Genomic DNA, 14,108 nt, shown 5'->3' on the forward strand with positions numbered 1-14,108 from the left:
TGAAAATTCTGTTTTATGTATGATATACTACAATTAAATAAAAGGAAAAGAATATCGCAAACAGAGGGGGATAATCATGAGTTTACTTATCGCACTTATACTAGGGGTTACGTGTGGAGCACTTCCTGTTATTCTAGGAGCTATTATGGAAGAGTTGGAAGTTGGTGTTTTAGGTTTTGTCGCATCCTGTGTAAGCGCTTTATTTTTTGGCTTATTCGGTGCTATTCCTGTTTCAATTCTGTGTGCATTTTATATAATACGCCATGCTCGTGCAAAACAATTCGGTCCTAATCACATCGCACAAGTTATTCCATTCCCAATCGAACGATGCCGCCGGGCTTCTAGCTTATAATTATAAAATTAAAAATAAATAAAAGTCCTCAAATGAGGACTTTTATTTATTTTCTTCTAGAAATTGAAACAATTCCTGTAAATGTAGGACATCTTCACTATAGCTAACAGATACGTGACAAATACCGTCAATCTCTGCTTGCATATAAAGGTCAACTCCATCTTGATCATATTTCAATGCCAAATAAAACTCCATTTCTTCTAACATCTTTTTTGAAGTTCGAATAACATAATGCCCCTTCTCATCTCTTCCATATTCGAATTCCGGCTCAAAATCATACTTTTGTTTAAAAGCTTCTTTTTGTTTTTCACTAATTTGTATACAAGTTGCTCGTTGTACAGTATCAATCATCTCATCAAATTTTTGAAGATCCATCTCATTTACCCCTTTATGTATTTTTTGTATAACACTTGTGTTCCACTATTCTCTTCTCCATCTTTTATTAACTCTTCATACAAGTCCTTCGCCAAACTTAAACCTGGTACTGGTAATTGTAATTTTTCAGCCTCATCTAAAGCTATCTTCATATCTTTCATAAAGTGCTTTACATAAAACCCTGGTTCAAAATCTCCCTTTAACATTCGAGGAGCTAAGTTACTCAATGACCAACTACCTGCTGCTCCCGTTGAAATACTTTCTAATACTTTATCCGGATCTAGTCCAGCTTTTTTTGCATAAGCAACAGCTTCACATACTCCAATCATGTTAGATGCAATCGCAATTTGATTGCACATTTTTGTATGTTGTCCACTTCCAGCTGGTCCTTGCAACTGAATGTTTGTTCCTAGTTTTTCAAATAACGGTAAACATTTTTCATATATTTCTTTTTCACCACCGACCATAATTGCGAGCCTTGCTTCTTTCGCACCAACGTCTCCTCCAGATACAGGCGCATCTAACGTATATACATTCTTACTTTTACCGGTTTCATTAATACGTTTTGCCAATGTTGGTGTAGATGTCGTGAAATCAATTGCTATCGTATCTTCATTTGCATTCTCCAAAATCCCATCTATCCCAAAGTACACTTCTTCTACATCATGTGGATATCCAACCATAGTCATTACAACATCAACTTGCTTCACTAACTCTTTCGGTGTATCACACCAATTCGCACCATCTTGCACTAAAGAGTCTGTCTTCGTTTTCGTTCTATTATATACATATACTTGATAGCCGTCTTGCATTAAATGACGCACCATACTTTTTCCCATTACACCAATACCGATGAAACCTATTGATACATTTTTACGTTCCATTTTCTCATCCCCTTCGTTCTAATAAATCACTTACCATCTTTCGAAACTCATTATTAAAATCATCATCTATACTATTTTTCACATTTGAAAATAAAATAACAAAAGTGCCTTTTTCTTTATTAAAATTATTGAACGTGTTCCAACCAGATAGTACACCATGATTATGAAAATAATCCGGATATATGTAAAAACTAAATGCATATTTTCGTTCTGTTGAAGGTGAAAACATCGATTGTATACTTTGTTCAGAAAGAAGTTTCCCATTTATAATCGCTTCGTCTAATTTCTTCATATCGCCAACTGTCGTATACATCTCACCGCATCCGTATAACCACTCCATTAACAATTTTTGTGCAGGTTCAAGTACATTCTCTTTCTTTACATATCCTTTAGCAACATGCTGATCTCCCTGAGCCATATTTCCCATACCAGATTCATGCATTTCTGCTTTAGTAAATATATTTTCTTTTATGTAATCTCCTAAAGGTTTTTTTGATATGCTTTCTATAATATAGGCAAGTACCATATAATTATAATCTGTATATCTCCAGCCTGCGCCTGGTGGAAATTCTAATTTTTGACTTCCAATCCAATTTACTAAGTTTATACGAGAAGCGGCATTCGCCTTCCCTTTTCCACTTTCTGGCAAACCTGATGTGTGTGTTAACAAATGATATAAGGTGATATTTTTATCTACCGGAAAAGAGGGAATATATTTATTTACATTATCTTGAATATTTAGCTTCCCTTGTTCCTGTAGCTGTAAAATAGATGTGGCCACGACTGTTTTCGTAATAGAACCGATACGATATTTTGTTTGAGGCGTATTTTCTATCTTATTTTGAACATCAGCATACCCATATCCTTTATTCAATATAACATGCTCTTTATCTGTTACTAAAACTGTTCCATTAAATTGCTTTCCTATTAAATATTGATCTAACTTTTGAGATATACTAGCATAATCAATTTGTTGTTCTTCTTTTTCTTCTTCTATATTCTCTTGTACTTCTGATTCAATAGTAGGATTCACCTTAGTTGTTAATACAGTGCTTTCCTTTATATTGGGATTATAGAGAAAATAGTATACTCCACCACAAACTACAGCAGACAGCGAAGCCATCATCATTATTTTTTTTATCATGTTGTTCCTCCATAATTCCTTCGTCCAAAATACCCCCCACATTCTATTATCGAACAATAAAAAAAAATCGCAACAATTTGTTGCGAAAAATCACTTTTTTTCTTTTCTATATACACACACTTGATTTTTCCCATTTTTTTTCGCTTCATATAATGCAATATCCGCTCTTTGCATTAATTCTTCTCTTGTAATCCCTTGTTCATATAACGCGACTCCAAAACTCGCTGTTAATTTCGAAATTCCGGAGAAATGCTTTGTTTCAATGAAAAATCGTAATGATTCCGCAACCTGAAATGCTTCTTTTTCTACTGTATTAGTTACTAATATGATAAATTCTTCTCCTCCCCACCTTGCAAATACATGTTGCTGCTCCACTTTAGATTTCATAAGCTCTGCAAGCTGAATTAATGCTAAGTCACCAAAATCATGGCCATACGTGTCATTTACTGTTTTAAAATTATCTATGTCAAATAAAATAAGTGCTATTTTTTCATCGTTACGCATTGCATTATCCCATTCTGCCTCTAGTATTTGTTGGAACTTCAAACGATTATAAATCTCTGTTAACGAATCTATCATAGCAAGCCTTTCTTGTTCTTGATAGATTTCATCTAATTCTGTAATCTCTGTACACTTCACAATAAATCTTGATAAATCTTCTGGCAGTGGTGTCGCACGCAATAAAAAAGTTGAAACTTCCCCTTCATAATTGGACATCTTAATTCTTCTATCATATGATAATGTATCATCTAACCATGTTATATCATGGGTTGTTGAATAGTATCCGTTTTCTCTAATAAAATGTTCAGCAAATACTAAATGTTGCTCACGATAGGCAAATAAATTTTCATATCCGAAAAACTCTAAAAAGTTTGTATTACAATCAACAATCTCATCGTCTTCTACTATAAATAATAGATCATTTTGAAAATCAAACATCGTTTGAAGTAGTTCTTGTTGCAAACTTACTTGCCGCACTAAAGAAAGCTGATACAAACTCTTATTCACTTCCTCTAACACCATTTGTGGGGTCACAGGGGCTATCACAATATTACGTATTCCTAACGTAAGCACCTCTGCAAACTCGCTTGTTATCTGTTGATCCCAAATGACAATAAATGTACTCTGTGGATTATACATATTCTTTATATATTTTATTTGAGAAAAATCTGTTATATACATAATTACAATATGTGGTTTAGTCCTCTGATACAATAATTCTCCTTCTTCAAAACTATTTGCTATAAACATACATTTTGGATGAATATTTTCTATCGTTTGTTGATGTGTGCATCCATTTTCTATATAAAGGACATTTAACTGAAGATCTTGTAATACATTTTGGAAAACCGTATTCTCTAATAAAAAATGTAGTATGTTCATCACTAGTCTTCACTCACTTCATATATCTTGTTCTACTGCATTCCTCACAAATATTTTATAAAAAGACTGTTCTCTAAATACTTTAATGAGTGAGGGATACATATTAACAAGCTAATTGAGAATGCTCTCTTCGCTTTTTCTCTATAAATTCCTTTTTTAGTGTATGATTATAGGAATTGTATCGTTTGTATGAATGCCCTAGCTTCCTTTTTAAAACTTGACAATTAAAATAAAGATATTATATTCTTAAATTCAACAACTTACAAAATGTAAGTAGAATATATTACATGTATTTTTTATAATTTGATATGTTACTTGGAGGATATATAATGACAAACGACAACTTTTTTAATGTTCTATACGAACGCACATCTACACGTGCATTCAACCCAGAGAAAGAAATTTCATCTACAGAGTTACACGAGATTTTAAAGGGAGCTGCTCAAGCACCTTCTGCTTGGAACTTGCAGCACTGGAAATTCCTTGTATTCCAAGGTGAAGATGTACAGAAACGATTGCATCCAATTGCTTATAACCAGCAACAAATACTTGATGCTTCTGCTGTAGTCGCTATTTTAGGTGATTTAGAAGCTTATAAAAACGTTGAACCAGTTTATGGTCCAATTGTAGAACAAGGATTTATGAAAGAAGAAGCAAAAGAGCGCTTAGCTAAAAATATTGAGTCTGCATATGCTCGTGAGCAATTCCCAAGAGATGCAGCCTTTTCAAATGCATCTTTAGCAGCAATGCAACTTATGCTTGCGGCTAAAGCAACTGGCTGGGATACTTGTGCTATTGGTGGTTTCAACCCACAAGCACTTACAGAAGAATTCAATGTTTCATCTCGTTACGTACCAATTATGCTTATTACAATTGGTGAATCAACTTTAAAAGGCCACCCTGCACCACGAATGAGCGTAGAGCAAGTGAGTGAATGGGCAAAATAACAAAGTGAACCTTTAATGAATATTAGGGGCTTACTGCGTTAATACGGGACAAAAAAGAAACGAAGGCAATTTCATTGCCTTCGTTTCTTTTTTATCCTGTCACACATCCGTAATATTACAATGTATTATTCGACATCTATACATAAAAAAATAGTAAATTTCATGCTATTCCCATACACATAAATGGCGTTTCGTGTCGAATTTTGTTAAAGCATCGAAATATAACCGTGTGTTTTTGTTACAATTATGATACAATGATAACAAATAGATAACAAGAGAGGGATTTTCATTGAGTTCATACGGAAGCTTTATCGCACTTTTAAGTTACATAGTAACTGTACTGCTGTTATATTTTATTGGTGATGCTACAAACATATCAGTGTTACAATTCCCAAAAGAAGAAACTTTCCAATTAGACGCAGAAAAACATACTGCAAGATCCATTGCACCATTACTCTTAGCTCTCCCTGTATATATCATCGTTTTATATAAAAGTAAAAAAGTGTAAAGCCTACCTATTTCATTCATTTCGGTGGTCTTTACACTTTTTTGTGATATTTCCCCTATTTTAAACATCATTCCGTACTAAACACCCAGCTAGTCTTTTAAAATGAGAAAATCCCCCAGAAAAAATTCCACTCTCTGTCCAGTCACTCATTACCGAACTTACATAGATTATAAGTGTGAAGGGGGTGATGAGGATTATGTTTGGATCATTTGGATGCTGTGATAACTTTAGAGACTGTCATCATCGTGAAAGAGAGTGCGACCATCGTGACCATCGCGAGAAAGAGAGAGAGGTAAAACCACAACAACCAGCTGTATGTAACGTACTTGCTAGCATTTCAGTTGGAACAGAACTTTCTCTTTTAAGCATTAGAGGTAACGGAACATTCAACAATGTAATTTTTGAAGGTTTCGCTAACGGCGTTGCTCTTTTCTCTGCTTTAGCTCGTAATAACAAAGACGATAAAGATAATAATAAAGACGATAAGAACAATCAAAATCGAAATACTTTTACTGGTATTTTACGTGTATGCCCAACTGATATCGTTGCTATCGCTATCTAATTCCGTTCCTTATCCTCTATAGTAAGAAAATAAGATTTACTTTTCTCATAGAAAAAACCTGAGACCGATTTCAAATCGACTCAGGTTTTTTTATTGATTATATGCTTTTAACTAGTTCAACAACTTCTTCAGCAGTTGACATCATTAATGCTTTTTCTGCTAATGTTTCCATTTCTGCTTTTGACAACTTGCTTAGCTGTGTTCTTGCAGGAAGAATAGATGTTGCACTCATACTGAACTCATCTAAACCTAATCCTAATAATAATGGGATAGCAAGTGAATCTCCCGCCATCTCACCACACATACCAGCCCATTTGCCTTCTTTATGAGCCGCATCAATAACCATTTTTACAAGACGTAAAATAGATGGGTTATACGGTTGGTATAAGTAAGCTACTTGTTCGTTCATACGGTCTGCAGCCATTGTGTATTGGATTAAGTCATTTGTTCCGATAGAGAAGAAATCAACTTCTTTTGCGAATTGATCTGCTAATACTGCTGAAGCTGGGATTTCAACCATCATACCCACTTCAATAGAATCAGAAACAGTTGTACCCACTTCTACAAGTTTCGATTTCTCTTCTAATAAGATTGCTTTCGCTTGACGGAACTCATCAAGAGTTGCAATCATTGGGAACATAATTTTTAAGTTACCGTATACGCTAGCACGAAGTAATGCACGAAGTTGTGTACGGAACACATCTTGCTCATCAAGACATAAGCGAATTGCACGGTATCCTAAGAATGGGTTCATTTCTTTTGGTAAATGTAAGTATGGAAGTTCTTTATCTCCACCGATGTCAAGTGTACGAACAACAACAGGTTGACCTTCTTTTACACCTTCAAGAACTGCTTTATACGCTTCGAACTGCTCTTCTTCTGTTGGAAGATTGTCACGGCCCATGTATAAGAATTCTGTACGGTATAAACCAACGCCTTCTCCGCCATTATCGATAATACCTTGTACATCATTTGGTGTTCCGATATTTGCAACAAGCTCAACGTGATGTCCATCACTTGTTACAGTAGCTTGGTCTTTTAATTTTGCCCATTCAGTTTTTTGCTCTTCAAATTTCGCTTTCTTTTCTTCAAAAGAACGAAGAGTTTCTTCTGATGGATTTACAATTACTTCTCCATCTAAACCGTCGATGATTACGATATCGCCATTTTGGATTTTCTCCATAACAACTTTCGTACCAACAACTGCAGGAATTTCCATAGAACGAGCCATAATTGCAGAGTGAGATGTACGTCCACCGATATCAGTTGTAAAACCTTTTGCATACTTACGGTTTAACTGAGCTGTATCAGATGGTGTTAAATCTTCAGCAATAATGATTACTTCTTCAGAAATTGTACCAGGATTTGAGAAGTTAATTCCTAGTAAATGTGCAAGAACACGTTTTGTTACGTCACGAATGTCCGCAGCACGTTCTTTCATATATTCGTTATCCATGTTTTCAAACATAGAAATAAACATTGATGCAACTTCATCCATTGCAAATTCAGCATTTATTTTTTCACTATTCACTTTATCTTTTACTGGGTTTACTAGTTCTGGATCATTTAACACTAATAAATGTGCTTCAAAGATCGCAGCTTTATCAGCACCCAGCTCAGCAAAAGCATGGTCCTTAATTGCTTCTAATTCAGTTTTTGCTTTCTCAAGCGCAGCGTCTAAGCGTGCAATTTCAGCAGCTTCGTTTGTAATTGATTTCTTTTCGATGTTAAATTCAGGATTCTCAAGTCTGAAAGCCTTTGCAATAGCAATCCCACTTGATGCAGCGATCCCTTGAATGTTAAGAGTCATTATTCTCCTAATCCTTCGTTTTTCATAGTTTCTTCGATAGCTGCTAGTGCTTGAGCTGCATCATCACCATTTGCAGTGATTTTAATTTCTGCGTTTTGTTGAATGCCTAAAGACATAACGCCCATGATTGATTTTAAGTTAACGTTTTTTCCGTTATACTCTAAGTTAATGTCAGAACCAAATTTGCTTGCAGTGTTTACAAGTAGAGTTGCTGGACGAGCATGAATTCCTGAGTCGCTAGTTACTTTAAAGATTTTTTCCATGATAATTTATCTCCTTTAAATTACAGTATTTTTTAGTTGTATAGACGTGAGTACTACATCATCTATTGTATATAATAGGCGATGTTCGGTCAACCACATCGCCTATTATAATTATAAACATTTTGCGTCAAATTCCTACTGAATGTCAATAATAGCGTTTTCGCCCTTCTTAACATTTCCATCTTTTTTCAATTCTACTTGTTGTCCTTGTTGTAAATTCGTAAAGACAATTGGTGTAATGATAGATGGTGCATTTTCTTTTACAAATGCAAGATCTACTTTTAATAATGGTTGTCCTTGTTTCACTTTGTCGCCTTGTGCTACAAGTGCTTCAAAACCTTCACCATTTAATTTTACAGTATCAATACCAAAGTGGATTAAAATTTCTTTTCCGCCTTCAGATTGAATACCAATCGCATGCTTTGTAGGGAATACGTTGACGATCTCACCGTTAACTGGAGAAACTACTGTTCCTTCTGTTGGCTCAATTGCAAATCCGTCTCCCATCATTTTTCCTGAGAATACTTGATCAGGTACTTCGGTAATCGATAAGATTTTTCCTTCAATTGGTGATACGATTGTTTCGTTTTCATCAACTTGTTTAGGAGTTTCTTCTACCTTTACAGGCTCTTCTTTTTCAACATGAGGTGTACGACCTGACATAATATCATGAATTTGTGATTTTAATGTGTCAGATTTCGGTCCAAAAATAGCTTGAATGTTATTTCCAACTTCAAGTACACCAGCTGCTCCAAGCTCTTTTAAGCGATCTTTGTTTACATTCTTTTGTTCGTTAACTTGAACACGTAAACGAGTAATACAAGCGTCTAAAGAAGCAATGTTTTCTTTACCACCAAGTGCTACTAATACTTCACGTGGAAGTTCTCCTGCTTCTGTTTTACCTGCGCCGTCATTCGCAGTTGCTACTTCACGACCAGGTGTTTTTAAATCCCATTTACGGATTGCAAAGCGGAATCCGAAGTAGTAAATAACTGCTAGTACAAGACCAACAATAATTACCCACCACCATGCTGTACGGCCTGGTAGTACACCGAATAACATAAAGTCGATTAAACCACCAGAGAATGTCATACCAATTTTAACACCTAAAATTTGCATTGTCATAAATGATAGACCAGCGAATACTGCGTGAATTCCGAATAGTACTGGTGCTACGAATAAGAATGAAAATTCAAGTGGTTCTGTAATACCTGTTAAGAAAGATGTTAATGCAGCAGAGCCTAAAATACCTGCTGCTAATTTTTTATTTTCAGGACGTGCTTCATGGTACATTGCTAATGCTGCTGCTGGAAGACCGAACATCATGAACGGATACTTACCAGTTGTAAATGTACCTGCTGTTAATTCTACACCGTCTTTTAACTGTGCCATAAAGATTTTTTGGTCACCACGGATTAATTCGCCAGCTGCATTTGTATACTGACCGAATTCGAACCAGAACGGTGAATAGAAAATGTGATGTAATCCAAATGGAATTAATGAACGTTCAATTAAACCGAATATGAATGCTGCTAATGTTCTATTTGCATCAATCATTTGATGTGAGAACGTATTTAAGCCACCTTGAATGTATGGCCAAATGAAACACATGATTATACCTACTACTAAAGAGAATGTTGCAGTTGCGATCGGTACGAAACGCTTACCTGCGAAGAAACCTAAGTATGATGGTAATTCAATGTTGAAGTATTTATTGTAGCAATATGCCGCTACTATACCGACGATAATACCACCAAACACTCCTGTTTGTAGTGTTGGAATTCCTAATACGTTTGCATATGCTGGATCTGTAAATCCAATTTTTACTGGGTCTGCTCCAGAACTTGTTACTTTTACTAGCTTATCTACTTCTAAGAACACACTCATCGTTTTGTTCATAATTAAGTAGCCGACGAACGCTGCTAATCCAGCTACTCCGTCTCCACCAGCTAAACCAATTGCCACCCCAACTGCGAATAATAATGCAAGGTTAGCGAAAATAATATCACCAGATTGTTCCATAATTTTTGCTACCATTACGAACCAATCTGCTTTTAAAGCAGGAATAACATTTGTTAACTGTGGATTTTGAAATGCATTACCAAATCCAAGTAAAATACCTGCTGCCGGTAAAATCGCTACTGGAAGCATTAACGCTTTTCCGACTTTTTGAAGAACACCAAAGATCTTCTTAAACATGGAAACCCTTCCTCTCTTATCTATATTGATACCTTCCGACAAACGTCAAAAAGACATGTGGAAAAAAAGATAGAACGATAGCTATACAAAGGGTAGTATATCCCTTTCTCTAGCTTACATTCCTTACTTTTCTCCACTCATGCCTGATCGAATCAGTAACACGTGTCAAAAATAGGTTTACGTATAAGTTCACTATAATTAAGGCAAACGTTTTCGTTACTTACCTTAATGTGTTTGTCGAAATTTGTATAACTTTGCAATAGTTATTATACATAACTATTGTAAGCGATTCAATGATTTTTTTTAACGTTTTCATTTTAGACAAAAATATATGTCTTTTTACACATGCTCTGCTTTCACTAAGCGCTGCAGGTGCATCGTTAAATATATGCTCTCTGCTTCATACACAGGAAGTTGCAATTCTTTTTGCATGACCTTAACTAGCTTCCAAGCTAAATTATAACAGACGGGATATTCCGCCTTTAATAAATCAGCAAAACTTTGTGATTCCTCTACTTTCTCCCCTTTTTTCACCCGTTCAATAGCATATTGTAAATGACGAATAAGGCGTAAGTAGTGGATACTTTCTTGGTCTAATGTAATTTGTAAGTTTGTCTCAATTAAAGATACAAGATGTGCAATGAGACGGGAGTTTTGATTAACTGAAGATAAATCTGAATTTGTAAGTGAACTGTAAATATGGAGTGCAATAAAACCAATTTCTCCTTCTGGCAATGTAATTTGCAAACGAGAATTTAAAAGGTCTACGACTCCTTCAGCAATTTCATATTCCTCTGGATAGAGCATTTTCGTTTCAACTAAAAAAGGATTATCAATTGTAAGTCCTTGTTTTAACCGCTTAATCGCAAAAGAAATATGATCTGTTAAAGCGATATGAATATGTTCATTCAATGGTGATTTTGCTTTTTCTTGAATGTAGAACATAATATCATTCATTAATTCAATTAATTTTTCACTCACATGCGGCACTAACAGTTTGTATTGTTCACGATCACGTTCATTTTTTAAAACAAACATTTTTTCAATTTGTTCTTGCTCCAATATGTCTTTCGCTTTTTTCCCAAATCCAATTCCTTTACCGATCACTACTACTTCCTCATGTTCAGGATGGCTAGCAATGATGACATTATTATTTAAAACTTTTTTAATTTCTAGATAATTACTCATATAACACCACCCTCGTACTTAAATAGCCTGCTTTTATGTTACAGAACATTCTTCTTTGTCGTCAATGTAAAACATCTACCATTTCATAAAAATTCATTTTTTAGACATGTTTATATATGATGCGTATAATGTAAGAGCAACTGTACATAGAAAGGGGATAACAACATGATTAAAATGTTTGTAAGTGATATCGATGGTACAATGATGCAACACGGAGGATTAATTGACGAACAGGATCTTGTAGCACTTCGTAGTCTTGCTGAGCAAAATGTTATTCTTTGTTTCGCTTCTGGCCGACTAGATAATGAAATTGCAGATTTAATGAAAGCTGTAAATACAAATTTCCATCGCATTAGTGTAAATGGTGTTTTCGTGTACACACATGAAAACAAGCAACTATTATCTGCAACATTTGATTCGAGTATTCTACCTGATCTGCTAGCAATGACAAATGAAGATCCTTATTTTCGTTATGTAAGTGATGAGCATAATTATTACATTGAAGAGAAAACACCATTTATTCATGAACTTGAACAACAAGTAACGATGACTTCTGTTGAAGAACCGCATCTATTACAGAAAATTGATGATACAATTTTTCCAAATAAAATCTCTGTCGGTGGAACAAAGGAAAGCTTACAACTCCTTCAGAAAAAAATTGATGAACAATTCCACGGAAAAGTTAGTACATTCATCTCAGCAGAACAATGTTTAGATGTAATGCCACCTAATATTAGTAAAGGGGCTGCTATTTCTGTTTTATTAAAAGAGTTTCAACTACAACCAGAGGAAGTTGCTTGCATAGGGGATTCTTATAATGATATCCCGATGTTTTCTTTAACTCCTCACAGTTTTGCTATGTCTCAAGCAGATGAAGCAGTAAAAGAACACGCTCACTATGTAGTAAATACAGTTAAAGATGCTGTTAACCACGTAATTGCTCATAATAAAAATACGACTCACTCCTTATAAGGATGAGTCGTATTTTTTCTTTACATGTTAAACAATTTGACATTAACTGTACTTCACGAACTGAAATATATTATTTGTTACGTGCGATGTTTGTAATAAACTTATAACGATCTCCACGATAAATACATTTCACATACTCTAACGGTACTTCACCTTCTGAATATGACCATTGACGCATTACAAGCACTGGCGCCTTTTTAGGAATATGCAGATGTTCAGCTTCATTATCCGTTGCAATTGAAGCTTCAATTGATTGAGTAGCGCTAACGAGTTTAAAGCCCAGTTTTTTCTCTAAATGTTCATATAAAGATTGTTGCAATATTTCTTCGTTAATATCTTTTACAAGAGCTGGCGACAAATATGTCGTCTCAAAAGCAATCGGTTCATCATCAGCTAAGCGTATACGCCTCACTTCATAAACCGACTCTCCCTCCTGTATTCTCAACCGGTCTGCTATTTTCGCAGTAGCTGGAACTAGGCGGAAACTAAGTAATTGACTACTTGGGTTCATCCCACGAGAAATCATATCTTCTGTGAATCCCGTCATTCCTTGCAATTTTTGTTCCACTTTCGGAAGTTGGACAAACGTACCGATTCCACGTTTCCGATATAAATAACCTTGTTCCACTAAATTATTAATCGCCTGTCTGATTGTCATACGACTCACTTCGAACTTATCACAAAGTTCATTCTCAGATGGGATTTTATCTCCCGGCTTCCATTCGCCGTCCTCAATTAGCTGTTTCACCCACTCTTGAATCTGATAATAGATCGGAAATGGTGAATACTTGTCGATGTTCATCAGCAATCGCCTCACTGCATAAAGATAGAGCTTCTTGATCAGCGATTACGGTTACATTCGGATGACGTTGTAAAACTGTAGCAGGACACGCTTCGCTATATTCACCTTGCAATAATTCTTTAAGAGCTTCTGCCTTTTTAGAACCCATAGCAACAAGTAGAATTTGTTTCGCTTTCATAATGCTTCCAATTCCCATTGTAATCGCATGCGTTGGCACATCTTCTTCTTTTTCGAAGAAGCGAAGGTTTGCTTGGCGTGTAGATTCTGTTAATTCAACAATGTTTGTTGGAGAATTAAACAGTGTTCCTGGTTCGTTAAATCCGATGTGACCGTTTTCACCGATTCCAAGAATCTGTAGGTCAACTGGGTTAGCAGCTAGAATGCCCTCGTAACGTTTGCACTCTTCCTCTAAATCACTTGCCATCCCGTTTGGTACATAAGTTTGTTTAAATGGAAGATGATCAAACAACTGTTCTTGCATGAAATAGTGATAGCTGTTTTTATCTTCATGTGGTAAATTTACGTACTCATCTAAGTTTACAGTGGTTACACGGCTTGTATCAAGTTTATTTTTTCGCATTTCTGCATAAATACCTAATGGAGAGCTTCCTGTAGCCATTCCTAATGTTGGATTTTCTTTTGTGTTTACAACTTCTTCAATTAATTTATAACCTGCTTCAGCTAGTTCTTCTGGAGTTTTTACAACAAGAATATTCATT

The 14,108-nt window shown here is 35.2% G+C and carries 15 protein-coding genes; 5 read left to right on the forward strand and 10 right to left on the reverse strand.

Features of this window, described 5'->3' with window-relative positions:
• Nucleotides 1-76 precede the first annotated feature (76 nt).
• On the forward strand, nucleotides 77-352 hold the full coding sequence (locus J0835_RS19785; RefSeq protein WP_060632128.1) for a hypothetical protein: 276 nt from the start codon (nucleotides 77-79) through the stop codon (nucleotides 350-352).
• Between the two features lie 42 nt (nucleotides 353-394).
• On the opposite strand, the gene J0835_RS19790 is transcribed toward J0835_RS19785, so the two are convergent.
• From J0835_RS19790 to J0835_RS19805, 4 genes are all read right to left on the reverse strand, one after another.
• Entirely contained in the window at nucleotides 395-727 is a 333-nt protein-coding gene (locus J0835_RS19790; protein WP_087981764.1) for a DUF3909 family protein, read from the reverse strand.
• Between the two features lie 5 nt (nucleotides 728-732).
• Nucleotides 733-1,611 (reverse strand): NAD(P)-dependent oxidoreductase, encoded by an 879-nt coding sequence (locus J0835_RS19795; protein ID WP_087981765.1) that lies wholly within the window; start codon nucleotides 1,609-1,611, stop codon nucleotides 733-735.
• A gap of 4 nt (nucleotides 1,612-1,615) precedes the next feature.
• A complete protein-coding gene (locus J0835_RS19800) occupies nucleotides 1,616-2,755 on the reverse strand; it encodes a serine hydrolase domain-containing protein (RefSeq protein ID WP_140386880.1) in 1,140 nt (379 codons plus the stop codon).
• A gap of 90 nt (nucleotides 2,756-2,845) precedes the next feature.
• On the reverse strand, nucleotides 2,846-4,138 hold the full coding sequence (locus J0835_RS19805) for a GGDEF domain-containing protein (RefSeq protein ID WP_140386881.1): 1,293 nt from the start codon (nucleotides 4,136-4,138) through the stop codon (nucleotides 2,846-2,848).
• A 329-nt stretch (nucleotides 4,139-4,467) separates the two neighbouring features.
• On the opposite strand from J0835_RS19805, the gene J0835_RS19810 reads away from it, so the two are divergent.
• From J0835_RS19810 to J0835_RS19820, 3 genes are all read left to right on the forward strand, one after another.
• Complete coding sequence (locus J0835_RS19810) at nucleotides 4,468-5,085, forward strand: nitroreductase family protein (RefSeq protein WP_000180385.1); 618 nt, start codon at nucleotides 4,468-4,470, stop codon at nucleotides 5,083-5,085.
• Nucleotides 5,086-5,374: 289 nt separating this feature from the next.
• Complete coding sequence (locus J0835_RS19815) at nucleotides 5,375-5,593, forward strand: hypothetical protein (protein WP_000100492.1); 219 nt, start codon at nucleotides 5,375-5,377, stop codon at nucleotides 5,591-5,593.
• 196 nt (nucleotides 5,594-5,789) lie between these two features.
• Complete coding sequence (locus J0835_RS19820; protein WP_000468033.1) at nucleotides 5,790-6,155, forward strand: DUF3915 domain-containing protein; 366 nt, start codon at nucleotides 5,790-5,792, stop codon at nucleotides 6,153-6,155.
• Nucleotides 6,156-6,252: 97 nt separating this feature from the next.
• Here J0835_RS19820 and ptsP read toward each other — a convergent pair whose 3' ends face one another.
• The 4 genes from ptsP to glcT all read right to left on the reverse strand — a co-directional run bounded on the left by ptsP (nucleotide 6,253) and on the right by glcT (nucleotide 11,615).
• A complete protein-coding gene (gene ptsP / locus J0835_RS19825) occupies nucleotides 6,253-7,965 on the reverse strand; it encodes a phosphoenolpyruvate--protein phosphotransferase (RefSeq protein WP_087981767.1) in 1,713 nt (570 codons plus the stop codon).
• A complete protein-coding gene (gene ptsH, locus J0835_RS19830; protein WP_000411080.1) occupies nucleotides 7,965-8,228 on the reverse strand; it encodes a phosphocarrier protein HPr in 264 nt (87 codons plus the stop codon). Before ptsH ends, ptsP begins: the two co-directional genes overlap by 1 nt.
• A gap of 135 nt (nucleotides 8,229-8,363) precedes the next feature.
• Nucleotides 8,364-10,427 (reverse strand): PTS glucose transporter subunit IIABC, encoded by a 2,064-nt coding sequence (gene ptsG / locus J0835_RS19835; protein ID WP_087981768.1) that lies wholly within the window; start codon nucleotides 10,425-10,427, stop codon nucleotides 8,364-8,366.
• Nucleotides 10,428-10,766: 339 nt separating this feature from the next.
• The gene (gene glcT, locus J0835_RS19840; RefSeq protein ID WP_048546230.1) at nucleotides 10,767-11,615 is read right to left on the reverse strand and encodes a glucose PTS transporter transcription antiterminator GlcT; all 849 of its coding nucleotides are present in this window, start codon (nucleotides 11,613-11,615) and stop codon (nucleotides 10,767-10,769) included.
• 165 nt (nucleotides 11,616-11,780) lie between these two features.
• Here glcT and J0835_RS19845 point away from each other — a divergent pair, with 165 nt between their 5' ends.
• Nucleotides 11,781-12,587, forward strand: coding sequence for a Cof-type HAD-IIB family hydrolase (locus J0835_RS19845; RefSeq protein WP_087981769.1), 807 nt, complete (start codon nucleotides 11,781-11,783; stop codon nucleotides 12,585-12,587).
• 70 nt (nucleotides 12,588-12,657) lie between these two features.
• Here J0835_RS19845 and phnF read toward each other — a convergent pair whose 3' ends face one another.
• Together phnF and nagB are read right to left on the reverse strand one after the other, a co-directional pair.
• Nucleotides 12,658-13,389, reverse strand: coding sequence for a phosphonate metabolism transcriptional regulator PhnF (gene phnF / locus J0835_RS19850; RefSeq protein WP_002194085.1), 732 nt, complete (start codon nucleotides 13,387-13,389; stop codon nucleotides 12,658-12,660).
• The gene (nagB, locus tag J0835_RS19855; RefSeq protein ID WP_087981770.1) at nucleotides 13,319-14,107 is read right to left on the reverse strand and encodes a glucosamine-6-phosphate deaminase; all 789 of its coding nucleotides are present in this window, start codon (nucleotides 14,105-14,107) and stop codon (nucleotides 13,319-13,321) included. Before nagB ends, phnF begins: the two co-directional genes overlap by 71 nt.
• Between the last annotated feature and the right edge of the window lies 1 nt (nucleotide 14,108).

This window comes from Bacillus cereus group sp. Sample62 (assembly GCF_036851315.1).
In the GTDB taxonomy this organism is placed as follows: Bacteria; Bacillota; Bacilli; order Bacillales; family Bacillaceae_G; genus Bacillus_A; species Bacillus_A wiedmannii.

Excerpts from the sequence above, each read along its gene's own strand:
- J0835_RS19805 (WP_140386881.1), bottom strand. The coding sequence starts at position 4,138 with ATGAACATACTACATTTTTTATTAGAGAATACGGTTTTCCAAAATGTA.
- J0835_RS19820 (WP_000468033.1), top strand. The coding sequence starts at position 5,790 with ATGTTTGGATCATTTGGATGCTGTGATAACTTTAGAGACTGTCATCAT.
- ptsH (WP_000411080.1), bottom strand. The coding sequence starts at position 8,228 with ATGGAAAAAATCTTTAAAGTAACTAGCGACTCAGGAATTCATGCTCGT.
- J0835_RS19845 (WP_087981769.1), top strand. The coding sequence starts at position 11,781 with ATGATTAAAATGTTTGTAAGTGATATCGATGGTACAATGATGCAACAC.
- ptsG (WP_087981768.1), bottom strand. The coding sequence starts at position 10,427 with ATGTTTAAGAAGATCTTTGGTGTTCTTCAAAAAGTCGGAAAAGCGTTA.
- J0835_RS19785 (WP_060632128.1), top strand. The coding sequence starts at position 77 with ATGAGTTTACTTATCGCACTTATACTAGGGGTTACGTGTGGAGCACTT.
- phnF (WP_002194085.1), bottom strand. The coding sequence starts at position 13,389 with ATGAACATCGACAAGTATTCACCATTTCCGATCTATTATCAGATTCAA.
- J0835_RS19800 (WP_140386880.1), bottom strand. The coding sequence starts at position 2,755 with ATGATAAAAAAAATAATGATGATGGCTTCGCTGTCTGCTGTAGTTTGT.
- J0835_RS19795 (WP_087981765.1), bottom strand. The coding sequence starts at position 1,611 with ATGGAACGTAAAAATGTATCAATAGGTTTCATCGGTATTGGTGTAATG.
- nagB (WP_087981770.1), bottom strand. The coding sequence starts at position 14,107 with ATGAATATTCTTGTTGTAAAAACTCCAGAAGAACTAGCTGAAGCAGGT.
- ptsP (WP_087981767.1), bottom strand. The coding sequence starts at position 7,965 with ATGACTCTTAACATTCAAGGGATCGCTGCATCAAGTGGGATTGCTATT.
- J0835_RS19790 (WP_087981764.1), bottom strand. The coding sequence starts at position 727 with ATGGATCTTCAAAAATTTGATGAGATGATTGATACTGTACAACGAGCA.
- J0835_RS19810 (WP_000180385.1), top strand. The coding sequence starts at position 4,468 with ATGACAAACGACAACTTTTTTAATGTTCTATACGAACGCACATCTACA.
- glcT (WP_048546230.1), bottom strand. The coding sequence starts at position 11,615 with ATGAGTAATTATCTAGAAATTAAAAAAGTTTTAAATAATAATGTCATC.